Raw genomic sequence first — 11,780 nt, 5'->3', positions numbered from 1 at the left:
CCATGCCCAAGCGCACCGACCTGAAGTCCGTCCTGGTCATCGGCTCCGGCCCCATCGTGATCGGCCAGGCCGCCGAGTTCGACTACTCGGGCACCCAGGCCATCCGCGTCCTCAAGGAGGAGGGCGTCCGCGTCGTCCTCGTCAACTCCAACCCGGCCACGATCATGACCGACCCGGAGCTGGCCGACGCCACCTACGTCGAGCCCATCACCCCGGCCGTGGTCGCCAAGATCATCGAGAAGGAGCGCCCGGACGCCCTGCTGCCCACCCTGGGCGGCCAGACGGCGCTGAACACCGCCATCGCCCTCGACAAGGACGGGGTGCTCGAGCGCTTCGGCGTCGAGCTGATCGGCGCGAACATCGAGGCCATCGAGCTCGGCGAGAACCGCGAGCTGTTCAAGGGCGTCGTGGAGCGTGCCGGCGGCGAGTCCGCCCGGTCCCACATCGTGCACACGATGGAGGAGGCCCTGGCCGCCGTCGAGGACCTGAAGTACCCCGTGGTGGTGCGCCCCTCGTTCACGATGGGCGGCCTCGGCTCCGGCATGGCCTACGACGAGGCCGACCTGTACCGCATCTGCGGCGCCGGCCTGCAGTACAGCCCGACCTCCGAGGTCCTGCTCGAGGAGTCCATCCTCGGCTGGAAGGAGTACGAGCTGGAGATGATGCGGGACAAGAACGACAACGTCGTCGTCGTCTGCTCCATCGAGAACGTGGACCCCGTGGGCGTGCACACCGGCGACTCCATCACCGTGGCCCCGGCCATGACGCTGACGGACCGCGAGTACCAGAAGCTGCGGGACATCTCGATCAACGTCATCCGCGAGGTCGGCGTGGACACCGGCGGCTGCAACATCCAGTTCGCGGTGAACCCCGTGGACGGGCGCGTCGTCGTCATCGAGATGAACCCGCGCGTCTCCCGCTCCTCGGCGCTGGCCTCGAAGGCCACCGGCTTCGCGATCGCCAAGATCGCCACCAAGCTGGCCCTGGGCTACACGATGGACGAGATCCCCAACGACATCACCCAGAAGACCCCGGCGTCCTTCGAGCCGGTCCTGGACTACGTGGTCGTGAAGGTCCCGCGCTTCGCGTTCGAGAAGTTCCCGGCGGCGGATCCCACGCTGACCACCACCATGAAGTCGGTCGGCGAGGCCATGGCCATCGGCCGCAACTTCACGGAGGCCCTGCAGAAGGCCCTGCGCTCGCTCGAGCAGAAGGGCTCGGAGCTCGCGTTCCCGCAGGACGCCGACCCGCAGGCCCTGCTCGCGGCGGCGAGCACGGCCACCACCGACCGGCTCTCCCAGACCCAGCAGGCGCTCTACGCCGGCGCCACGATCGAGGAGGCCTTCGAGGCCACCGCGATCGACCCGTGGTTCCTGGACCAGTTCGTGCTCATCAACGAGGTCGCGGACGAGATCCGCGACGCCGAGGTCCTCGACGAGGCCCTGCTGCGCCGCGCCAAGCGGCACGGGTTCTCCGACGCCCAGATCGGCTCGCTGCGGCACATGGACGCCGCGGTCGTGCGCGGCGTGCGTCACGCCCTGGGCGTGCGCCCCGTCTACAAGACCGTGGACACCTGTGCCGCCGAGTTCGAGGCCTTCACCCCGTACCGGTACTCCAGCTACGACCTCGAGACCGAGGTCGCCCCGCACGAGGGCGAGTCGGTGATCATCCTCGGCTCGGGCCCGAACCGGATCGGCCAGGGCATCGAGTTCGACTACTCGTGCGTGCACGCCACCATGGCGCTGCGCGAGGCCGGCTACGAGACCGTGATGGTCAACTGCAACCCGGAGACGGTATCCACGGACTACGACATCTCCGATCGCCTCTACTTCGAGCCGCTCACGCTCGAGGACGTCCTGGAGGTCATCGCGGCAGAGGAGGCCTCCGGCGGCGTGCGCGGCGTCTTCGTGCAGCTCGGCGGCCAGACCCCGCTCAAGCTGGCCCAGCAGCTCGCCGACGCCGGCGTGCCGATCCTGGGCACCTCGCCCGCGGCCATCGACCTGGCCGAGCACCGCGGTGAGTTCGCGCTCGTGCTCGAGCGCGCGGGCCTGGTGGCGCCGAAGAACGGCACGGCCGTCTCCTTCGACGACGCCAAGCGCGTGGCGGACGAGATCGGCTACCCCGTGCTCGTGCGCCCCTCCTACGTGCTCGGCGGCCGCGGCATGGAGATCGTGTACTCCGAGGAGGCGCTGGCCCACTACGTGGCGCACGCGACGGAGATCACCCCCGACCAGCCGATGCTCGTGGACCGCTTCCTCGAGGACGCGATCGAGATCGACGTCGACGCCCTCTACGACGGCACCGAGCTGTACCTCGGCGGCGTCATGGAGCACATCGAGGAGGCGGGCATCCACTCGGGCGACTCCGCGTGCGTGCTGCCCCCCGTCACCCTGGGCCCGGACGTGCTCGAGCGCGTGCACCGCGCCACCGAGCGGATCGCGGCCGGCGTCGGCGTGCGCGGCCTGATCAACATCCAGTTCGCGCTCGCCTCGGACGTGCTGTACGTGATCGAGGCGAACCCGCGCGCCTCGCGGACCGTGCCGTTCGTCTCGAAGGCCACGGGCGTCCAGCTGGCCAAGGCGGCCGCGCGGATCGGCGTCGGCGAGAGCATCGCCGACCTGCGCGCGGCCGGCATGCTGCCCACGGCGTACGACGGCGGCACCCTGCCGATCGGCGCGCCCGTGGCGGTCAAGGAGGCGGTGCTGCCGTTCACCCGCTTCCGCACCGCGGAGGGCCGCGTGGTCGACTCGCTGCTGGGCCCGGAGATGCGCTCGACGGGCGAGGTCATGGGCATCGACAAGCACTTCGACACCGCGTTCGCCAAGTCCCAGTCCGCCGCCGGCGGCCCGCTGCCCACCTCGGGGCGCGTGTTCGTGTCGGTCGCGAACCGGGACAAGCGCACCCTCGTGGGCCAGGCCAAGCGCCTCGTCGACCTCGGCTTCCAGGTGGTCTCCACCGGCGGCACCGCCGAGGTGCTGCGGCGCAACGGCATCCCCGCGGAGGTCGTGGCGAAGATCGCCGACGCCGGGCACGAGGACGGCGCGGGCACCGTGCTGGAGCAGCTGCACGCCGGCACCGTCGATCTCGTGCTGAACACGCCCTCCGGCGGCGACGCCCGCACGGACGGCTACGAGATCCGCGCGGCCGCGACGTCGCTCGGCGTGCCGGTGATCACGACCACGGCCGAGTTCGGGGCGTGCCTGCAGGCCATCGAGGCCATGCGGTCCTACGAGTGGTCCGTCACCTCACTGCAGGAGCACGACGCGCGCCTGCAGCAGGCTGTCGCCGGTCCGGAGGCCGCGGCGTGACCACGACGGCGACGGGCGGCGCGGGGCCCCGCGCCCCCTTCGGGCGGCGGCTGGCCCAGGCCATGGAGACGGCCGGTCCGCTGTGCCTCGGCGTGGACCCCCATCCGGGCCTGCTGCGGCAGTGGGGCCTGAGCGACACCCCGGCGGGCCTCGAGGCGTTCTCCCTGACCGCCCTCGAGGCGGCGGTGGGTCCCGAGGGGCCCCGCGTGGCGGCGATCAAGCCCCAGGTGGCGCTGTACGAGCGCCACGGATCGGCCGGCCTGGCGGCCCTGGAGCGGCTGCTCGCGGCCGCCCGAGACGCCGGGGTGCTCACGATCGCGGACGCCAAGCGCGGTGACATCGGCTCCACCATGGACGGCTACGCCGCCGCGTGGATCGCCGATGCCTCGCCCCTGGCCGCGGATGCGGTGACGCTCAGCCCGTACCTGGGTTTCGGCACCCTCGTGCCGACCATCCGCGCCGCCCACGAGGCCGGCCGCGGCGTGTTCGTCCTCGCGCTGACCTCCAATCCGGAGGGCCGCGAGGTCCAGCACGTGGGCGAGGGGTCGGCCGAGGGATCGGTCGCCCGGCGCATCGCCGCGGCGGCGGCCGCCGAGAACGCGGCCCTGCGCGGCGACGACGCGTGGGGGCCGGTGGGACTCGTCTTGGGCGCCACGGTGGCCGCCGAGGCGGACCGCCTCGGCCTGGACCTGCCGGCCCTCGGCGGGCCCCTGCTGGCGCCCGGGTTCGGTGCCCAGGGCGCCACGGCCCGGGGCATGCGGGCCGACTTCGGGACGGCCTGGCCGCAGGTCTTGGCGACCTCGTCCCGCGGCATCCTGAGCGCGGGCCCGTCGGTGGCCTCGCTGGTGGACACGATCGAGGAGAATCGCGCCGCCCTGCGGTGACGCCCGCGTCCTCCCGGCGCGCCCGTGCCGTGTGGACGGGATGGTATCTTCCCTTTCGATCGGCTGTGCTCGTCGTCCTTGACGGTGGAAGGGTCTCGACGGGGCCGGTGAGGAATGAGAGGCATCGAGGTCAGACCATGGCGTTGCGGCAGCTCAGTGTGCAGGAGCGGGCGGAGGCCCGGAGGAAGGCCCTCCAGGCCCGCCAGGCGCGGGCGGAGCTCAAGGCGGCCTTCGCCGCCGGTGCGGTCGGCCTGGCCGACGTGTTCGCGCGCGCGGACACCGAGGACGCCGTCGCCCGCCTGCGGACCGTGGACCTGCTGCTGGCCCTGCCGGGCGTGGGCGAGGTCCGGGCCCGGGAGACGATGGCGGGGTGCGGCATCTCGCCGCGGCGTCGGCTGGGCGGCCTGGGCCGTCGTCAGCGCGAGGCGTTGATCGCCTATATTGGCCGGTGACCCCCACACCCCGGCGGGTCGGCGCCGGCCCGGGTGAAGGGCCTGCGAGGCCCGTCCCACCAGGAGGATGCGTGACCGACACGTTCGACCCCGGACCCGCCCCCGCCGTCCCGGTGGCCCGCACCGCCGTCCAGGAACGCCCCCCGGGCCCGGGCGTCACCGTCCTGGCCGGCCCCACCGCCGTCGGCAAGGGCACCGTGTCGGCCTACGTCCGCGAGCACTACCCCGAGGCCTGGCTGTCCGTCTCCGCCACCACCCGCCCGGCGCGCCCGGGCGAGGAGGACGGGGTGCACTACTACTTCACGACGCCGGAGGAGTTCGACTCCCTCGTCGAGGCGGACGAGATGCTGGAATGGGCCGTCGTGCACGGCGTCCACCGCTACGGCACGCGGCGCGACCGCGTGATGGAGGCCGTGGCGCAGGGCCGCCACGTCCTGCTGGAGATCGACCTGCAGGGAGCGCGCCAGGTCCGCCGTGCGCTGCCGGAGGCCACCTTCGTGTTCCTGGCGCCGCCGAGCTGGGAGGAACTCGTGTCCCGGCTGCTCGGCCGCGGCACCGAGAGCCCGGAGGAACAGCGCCGCCGGCTCGAAACGGCTAGACTGGAACTCGCCGCGGAACCCGAGTTCGACGCCGTCGTCGTGAACGACCGCGTGGAGCGGGCCGCCGAGGAACTGGTGAGACTCATGGGGCTGGACCCCGAGCGCCGTCCGACCGAGGCCTGAGGACCGGCCGCACCGACGCCGCACCCGGCGCCGACGTGACAGTGAGATGAAGACTTTGGAGACCCCGTGACCGAACAGTACGAAGGCATCGTCAACCCGCCCATCGACTCCCTGCTGGAGCGGGTCGACTCGAAGTACGCCCTGGTGCTCTTCGCCGCCAAGCGGGCCCGGCAGATCAACGCCTACTACTCGCAGCTGCACGAGGGGCTGTTCGAGTACGTCGGCCCGCTCGTGGACACCCAGCTGAACGAGAAGCCGCTGTCCATCGCCCTGCGCGAGATCGAGGCCGACCTGCTCGTGTCCCGCGAGGCCGTCGAGGCCACCCCGGAGGCCGACCTGGCCGCCGAGGACTTCGGCGACTTCTCCCTGCCGGGCGAGGACGACCCGTTCGCCACCCTCGAGTCGGCCGACGCCCACCAGCCGATGGGCGATCCCGCCGCCATCGAGGAGGCCGCCGAGACGGTGCGCGCCGAGGAGGGCACCTCCGAGGACGCCCCGGAGGCCTGAACCCGTCATGGAGATCGTCCTCGGGGTCGGCGGCGGCATCGCGGCCTACAAGGCGGCGCTGCTGCTGCGCCTGATGACCGAGGCCGGCCACGGCGTGACCGTGGTGCCCACCGCCAACGCCCTCGAGTTCGTGGGCGCGGCGACGTGGGAGGCCCTCTCCGGTCGCCCGGTCCGCACGGACACGTTCGAGGCGGTCGACGAGGTGAACCACGTCCGGCTCGGCCGGCGTGCGGACCTCGTGGTGGTCGCGCCGGCCACCGCCGATCTGCTCGCGCGCACCGCCGCGGGGATGGCGCCCGACCTGCTGGGCAACGTGCTGCTCACCGCCACGTGCCCCGTCGTCCTGGCCCCCGCCATGCACACCGAGATGTGGCACCACCCCGCCACGGTCGCCAACGTCGCCCTCCTGCGCGAGCGCGGCGTCACGGTCGTGGACCCCGCCGTGGGCCGGCTCACCGGGGCCGACTCCGGCGCCGGGCGGCTGCCCGAGCCCGCCGAGATCTGGGAGCGTGCGCAGGCCGCCGCGGCCGCGGGCGCCCCGCGCCGTCCCCGGGCCTCCGGGTCCGACGCCGAGCCGACACCCGGCCCGCTGGCCGGTCGCACCGTGGTGATCACGGCCGGGGGCACCCGCGAGGCGCTGGACCCGGTCCGCTACCTGGGGAACCGCTCCTCCGGCAAGCAGGGGGCCGCCCTGGCGCGCGCGGCCCTCGAGGCCGGCGCCACCGTGCGGTTCGTCGCCGGGTCCATGTCCGTCCCGACGCCCGAGGGCGTCGAGCGCGTCGTGCCCGTGGAGTCCACGCAGGACCTGCTCGAGGCCGTGCTGGCGGAGGCCGCCGACGCCGACGTCCTCGTGATGGCGGCGGCCGTCGCGGACTTCCGACCGGCCGAGGTCTCCGACGCCAAGATGAAGAAGGGCGACGACGGCGGCGCGCCCGTCATCGTGCTCGAGCGCACCCCGGACGTGCTCGCCACGGCCGTGCGGACCCGCTCCGAGGGCGGGCCCATGGCCCCGCTCATCGTCGGCTTCGCCGCGGAGACCGGCGACGCGACGTCCTCCGTGCTCGAGTACGGCCGGGCCAAACTGGCGCGCAAGGGCTGCGAGATGCTCGTGGTCAACGAGGTCGGCACGGACAAGGTGTTCGGCCGGGACGAGACCGCCGTGACCATCCTGTTCGCCGACGGCCGCCCCGCCGTGGAGACCGTGGGCTCCAAGGACCAGGCGGCGGCCGCCGTCGTGCAGGCGATCGTGGATGACCTCGCCGGTCGCGACCCCGCCGGCGCGTCGGGCCGCTGACCTAGACTGTGCGGCATGACCGATGCCGCCTCGCTGAGCCCCGCCCGCCACGCCGACCCGTATTCGGGGGTGGGCGGCGGAGAGCTCCGCCTCTTCACCTCCGAGTCCGTCACGGCGGGCCACCCCGACAAGATCTGCGACCAGATCTCCGACGCCATCCTGGACGCGATCCTCGCCGCCGACCCGTCGGCGAAGGTGGCCGTGGAGACCCTGACCACCACCGGCCTGGTGCAGGTGGCCGGCGAGGTGAACACCTCGGCGTACGTGGAGATCCCCAAGATCGTGCGCGAGACCATCCTGGACATCGGCTACGACTCCTCGGCCAACGGCTTCGACGGCGCCCAGTGCGGCGTGAACATCTCCATCGGCCAGCAGTCCTCGGACATCTTCGCCGGCGTCTCCCGGTCCCTCGAGGCCCGCGAGTACGGCTCGGCGGACGAGGTGGACGAGCAGGGCGCGGGGGACCAGGGCATCATGTTCGGCTACGCCACGGACGAGACCCCGGCGTACATGCCCATGCCCATCTACCTCGCGCACCGGCTCTCCGAGCGGCTCACCGCGGTGCGCCGGGCGGAGAACACGCCCATGCCGTACCTGCTGCCGGACGGCAAGACGCAGGTCACCATCGGCTACGCGCCCGGCCACGTGCCCACCACGGTCGAGGCCGTGGTGGTCTCCACGCAGCATCACGAGTGGGTCACGCAGGAGCAGCTGCGGGCGGACGTGGAGGAGCACGTGATCCGGCCCGTCATCGAGCGCTCCGGCCTCGACACCTCCGGCATGCGGATCATCATCAACCCGGGCGGCAAGTTCGTCATCGGCGGCCCCGTGGGCGACGCCGGCCTCACCGGTCGCAAGATCATCGTGGACACCTACGGTGGCATGGCCCGGCACGGCGGCGGCGCCTTCTCCGGCAAGGACCCGTCCAAGGTGGACCGCTCCGCCGCCTACATGCTCCGCTGGGTCGCGAAGAACGTGGTGGCCGCCGGCCTCGCCTCGCGCGCCGAGTTCCAGGTGGCCTACGCGATCGGCTCGGCCCGGCCCGTGGGCCTGTACGTGGACACCTTCGGGACGGCCACGGTGCCGGAGGAGAAGATCATCGAGGCCGTGAACGCGGTGTTCGACCTGCGTCCGGCCGCCATCGTGAAGGAGCTGAACCTCCTGCGGCCCATCTACCGACGGACCGCCGCGAACGGCCACTTCGGCCGGGACGACGCCGACTTCACGTGGGAGCGCACGGACCGCGTCGAGCAGCTGCGCGCTGCCGCCGGCCTCTGATCCGGAGGCGGGCATCACGGACACGCTGTTCGCCCTCCCGGAGCCGGAGGACGCGCCCCGACTGCCGGAGCGGGCCGAGGGGTGGCCGGAGCGGCCGATCGCCCGCGTCCTGCTGGACTCGCCCGTGCCGCACCTGGACCGCGAGTTCGACTATCTCGTGCCCGTGGCCCTGGACGACCGGGCGGTCCCCGGCTCCCGCGTGTCCGTCCGCTTCGGCGGACGGGCCATGACGGGCTGGCTCGTCTCGCGGGAGCAGGAGCCGGCCACCGGCGCCCAGCTCACCGAGCTCACCGGCGTGCTCACCGCCATCCCGCCGCTGACGGAGGAGGTCCTGGCGACGGCTCGCGCGGTGGCCCGCCGCCAGGCCGGCGTCGTCACGGACGTGCTGCGGGCCGCGGTGCCCCCGCGCGTTGCGCAGGTCGAGAAGGCCGCCCTGGCGGAGGACGCGGAAACCGCCGCGGACCACCCTGTGACGCTGACCGGCACGGACGCCGAGCGCCCGGAGCCTCCCGCGGCGGAGGAGGGCCTCGTGCCCACGGTGTGGGAGTCCCTCGAGGGGGGCACCGCGTTCGTGTCCGCCGTGCTGGCCGGGGACGCCGCGCGGGCGGCCGCCGTCGTGCCCTCGCGCCTGTTCGAATGGGACGAGGCGGGCGCGCTGGCCGCTCTGGCGCGCACGGTGGCCGCCTCGGACGGCGGCGTCCTGCTGCTGGTGCCCGACCACCGCGACCTCGACCGGCTCTGCGCCGCCCTCGACGAGCACGTGGGGGAGGACGCCTACGCGCGGATCGGCTCCGAGGACGGCAACACGCCCCGGTACCGCGCCCACCTGGCCGCGCTGCGCGGCACCCGGCGCATCGTGGCCGGCACCCGGGCCGCCGTGTGGTCGCCCGTGCGCGACCTGAGGCTGGTGGTGCTCTGGGACGACGGCGACGACGCGTGGGCAGAACCCCGCGCGCCCTACTTCCACGCCCGAGAGGTCGTGTTGGAGCGGGCCCGCGCGACCGGCGCGGCGCTGCTCTTCGCCGGGCCCTCCCGGTCCGTCCCGGTGCAACGGCTCGTCGAGTCGGGCTGGCTGCTGCACCTGGGCCCCTCCCGCGCGACCCAGCGCGAGCTCGGGCCACGGGTCGTCTCCACCGCCGACGCCTGGGAGACGGCGCGCGACCCGTTCGCGCAGCGGGCGCGGCTGCCGCAGGCCGCCTGGGCCGCCGCCCGCGCCGCGCTGCTCGGGCCACGGCCGGGCCCGGTGCTCGTGCAGGTGGCCCGGGCCGGCTTCATCCCCGCCCTCGTGTGCGAACGGTGCCGCACGCCCGCCCGCTGCCGCGTCTGCGCGGGGCCGCTGGGCTTCCGCGACGCGCGGGCCGCCCGGCACGGGGAGGTGGCCTGCCGGTGGTGCGGCACCCGGGAGCGCGGCTTCCGGTGCACCGAGTGCGGCGGCACGACGCTGCGGGCCGGCGCCCGCGGCGTGGACCGCACGGCCGAGGAGCTGGGCCGGGCGTTCCCGCGCGTGCCCGTGCACGCCTCCTCGGCGCAGCACATGCTCGGCTCGGTGCCGCCCGGGCCCTCCCTGGTGGTGGCGACCGTGGGGGCCGAGCCGGCGACGCCCGACGGCTACGCGGCCGCCCTGCTGCTCGACGGGGACAGCCAGCTCCAGCGCGAGGGCCTCGACGTGCCGGGCCGCGTGCTCGCCCGCTGGCTCGCGGCCGCCTGCCTGGTCCGCCCCGCCTCCGACGGGGGCGTCGTGGTGGTCACCGCGGACGCGGGGGAGGCGGTGAACGCGCTCGTCCGACGGGACCCCGACGGCTTCGCCGCGCGCCAGGTCGCCGAGCGGCGCGAGCTGCACCTGCCTCCCGCCGGCCGCCTCGCAGAGGTCACGGGGGAGGCCGCCGCCGTCGCGGAGTACCTCGAGCTCGTGGAGGCCGCCCGCCGGGAACGGCCGGACGAGGACGTCCACGAGGATCCGCACTCGGCCCCGCTCGATGGCGGCCCGGCGCGGCTGCCCTGGATTGGGCCGGTGCCGGACCCCGCCGACGAGACCCGCTCCCGCGCCCTGCTGATCTTCCCCTACGCGGCGGCCGAGGCCACCGTCGGCGCCCTGCGCGCCGCCCGGTCCGCAGCGAGCGCTCGGCGGGAGACCGCCCCGGTGCGGGTGCGGCTCGACCCGGCCGGGGTGCTCTGAGGGGGCGGCCGGACCGACCCGCAGCCCGAGGGGCCGGAGCGCGGCGACGCCGGGGCGATGACGGTGTCAGCGGCCGGCGCGGCGGAGCCAGTCGCGGATCAACGCCGCACAGGCGGCCGGCCGCTCGTAGTGCAGCAGATGCCCGACGCCGTCGAGGACGTGCAGCTCCGCCGTGCCGCCCGCGTCGTCGATCGCCGCGGCGAGCGCCTCCTGTGCCGGCACCGAGCCCAGCGGATCCTCCCGCCCCGCGACCAGCAGCACCGGCAGGCTGAGGCGGGCGGCGACGTCGGCCACGGAGCCCGTGCTCGAGGCGCGGTACGCCTCGGAGAGCATGCGTGCGGAGGCGAAGTCCGAGAAGTGGCGCCGGTGCTGGTCATGGGTGTACGCGAGGACATCCCTGTCCCTGGTGTGGGTCATGGCGAGCGTGGTCACCCACACGACCGGCGGCGCGCCCAGCAGCAGCCGCGCCGGGCGCTCGGGCAGGCGGGCGGCGACCTCGTAGTACCCCTCGGCGACGGCCGCCAGCACCCGACTCGACACGGACGCCGACGCCTCCAGCGCGGGTTCGGCGATGGGGTTGAGCAGGACCAGCCGTCCCCACCGGGACGGGTCCCGCGCGACCAGCTCGGCCGCCACCGTCGTCCCGTAGGAGTGCGCGACCAGCACGGGGGTCGCCCGCAGACCCAGGGCGGCGACGACGGTGGCCACCGCGTCCGCGTGATGGGCCACGGTGTGCTCGGCGTGGGGGAAGGGCTCCGAAGCCCCGAAGCCGGGCAGCTCGATCGAGTGGATCGGATGCTCCGGGAGCGCGTCGGCCAGCAGGGCGAGGCCGTGGTGGTCCCCGCGGAAGCCGTGCACGAACACGAGCGGGGCAGCGGCCGCGTCCCCCTCGGGTGCGCCGGGCGATCCCGGCGCGGCCACCGGAACGGGGGTGTACTCCCACACGGCCACGGACGACCGGATCCCGCTGACGGGGTCCGGGACGGCCAGGGTGTGCCGGCGGGGCGTCCGGGCCGGGTGGCCCGTGAGCACGCGGGGATCGGCGGGCGCCGCGGGCGGGCGCAGCAGATCGCGCAGGCGGACGGGCGGGCCCGGGGCGGCGGACGGCGTCGGGACAGGCACGTCCCCACCCTAGCTGTAGGAGGGCATGACGTTGTTG

Annotated in this window: 9 protein-coding genes; 8 read left to right on the top strand and 1 reads right to left on the bottom strand. The window is 74.4% G+C overall.

The genetic code is table 11. The annotated features are described in order from the left end of the window. Window positions 1-2 precede the first annotated feature (2 nt). The 8 genes from carB (at window position 3) to SJ20_RS12310 (ending at window position 10,621) form a co-directional block, all read left to right on the top strand. Window positions 3-3,308: a carbamoyl-phosphate synthase large subunit gene (gene carB, locus SJ20_RS09990; RefSeq protein ID WP_010078599.1), complete on the top strand. Its 3,306-nt coding sequence runs from the start codon at window positions 3-5 to the stop codon at window positions 3,306-3,308. Further along, window positions 3,305-4,192, top strand: a complete 888-nt coding sequence (pyrF, locus tag SJ20_RS09985) for an orotidine-5'-phosphate decarboxylase (protein ID WP_036313723.1) — start codon at window positions 3,305-3,307, stop codon at window positions 4,190-4,192. Before carB ends, pyrF begins: the two co-directional genes overlap by 4 nt. A gap of 137 nt (window positions 4,193-4,329) precedes the next feature. Then, entirely contained in the window at window positions 4,330-4,644 is a 315-nt protein-coding gene (gene mihF / locus SJ20_RS09980; RefSeq protein ID WP_036313727.1) for an integration host factor, actinobacterial type, read from the top strand. Window positions 4,645-4,715: 71 nt separating this feature from the next. Continuing rightward, the gene (gene gmk / locus SJ20_RS09975) at window positions 4,716-5,366 is read left to right on the top strand and encodes a guanylate kinase (protein WP_010078602.1); all 651 of its coding nucleotides are present in this window, start codon (window positions 4,716-4,718) and stop codon (window positions 5,364-5,366) included. 66 nt (window positions 5,367-5,432) lie between these two features. Continuing rightward, on the top strand, window positions 5,433-5,873 hold the full coding sequence (gene rpoZ, locus SJ20_RS12315; RefSeq protein WP_010078603.1) for a DNA-directed RNA polymerase subunit omega: 441 nt from the start codon (window positions 5,433-5,435) through the stop codon (window positions 5,871-5,873). A 7-nt stretch (window positions 5,874-5,880) separates the two neighbouring features. Next, window positions 5,881-7,167, top strand: coding sequence for a bifunctional phosphopantothenoylcysteine decarboxylase/phosphopantothenate--cysteine ligase CoaBC (gene coaBC / locus SJ20_RS09965; protein WP_044659810.1), 1,287 nt, complete (start codon window positions 5,881-5,883; stop codon window positions 7,165-7,167). A 15-nt stretch (window positions 7,168-7,182) separates the two neighbouring features. Next, complete coding sequence (gene metK, locus SJ20_RS09960; protein WP_010078605.1) at window positions 7,183-8,445, top strand: methionine adenosyltransferase; 1,263 nt, start codon at window positions 7,183-7,185, stop codon at window positions 8,443-8,445. Between the two features lie 13 nt (window positions 8,446-8,458). Then, complete coding sequence (locus SJ20_RS12310) at window positions 8,459-10,621, top strand: primosomal protein N' (protein WP_309225964.1); 2,163 nt, start codon at window positions 8,459-8,461, stop codon at window positions 10,619-10,621. 66 nt (window positions 10,622-10,687) lie between these two features. Here the strand turns inward: SJ20_RS12310 and SJ20_RS09950 are convergent, their stop codons facing one another. Beyond that, window positions 10,688-11,743, bottom strand: coding sequence for an alpha/beta fold hydrolase (locus tag SJ20_RS09950; protein ID WP_044659808.1), 1,056 nt, complete (start codon window positions 11,741-11,743; stop codon window positions 10,688-10,690). Window positions 11,744-11,780: the final 37 nt, after the last annotated feature.

Origin of the sequence: Micrococcus sp. MS-ASIII-49, assembly GCF_000946635.1 — a bacterium.
Lineage (GTDB): Bacteria > Actinomycetota > Actinomycetes > Actinomycetales > Micrococcaceae > Micrococcus > Micrococcus luteus.
This window is presented reverse-complemented; position numbering and strand designations above follow the sequence as displayed.

Coding starts and splice junctions, on each gene's coding strand:
- carB (WP_010078599.1), top strand. CDS start 3: ATGCCCAAGCGCACCGACCTGAAGTCCGTCCTGGTCATCGGCTCCGGC.
- mihF (WP_036313727.1), top strand. CDS start 4,330: ATGGCGTTGCGGCAGCTCAGTGTGCAGGAGCGGGCGGAGGCCCGGAGG.
- coaBC (WP_044659810.1), top strand. CDS start 5,881: ATGGAGATCGTCCTCGGGGTCGGCGGCGGCATCGCGGCCTACAAGGCG.
- metK (WP_010078605.1), top strand. CDS start 7,183: ATGACCGATGCCGCCTCGCTGAGCCCCGCCCGCCACGCCGACCCGTAT.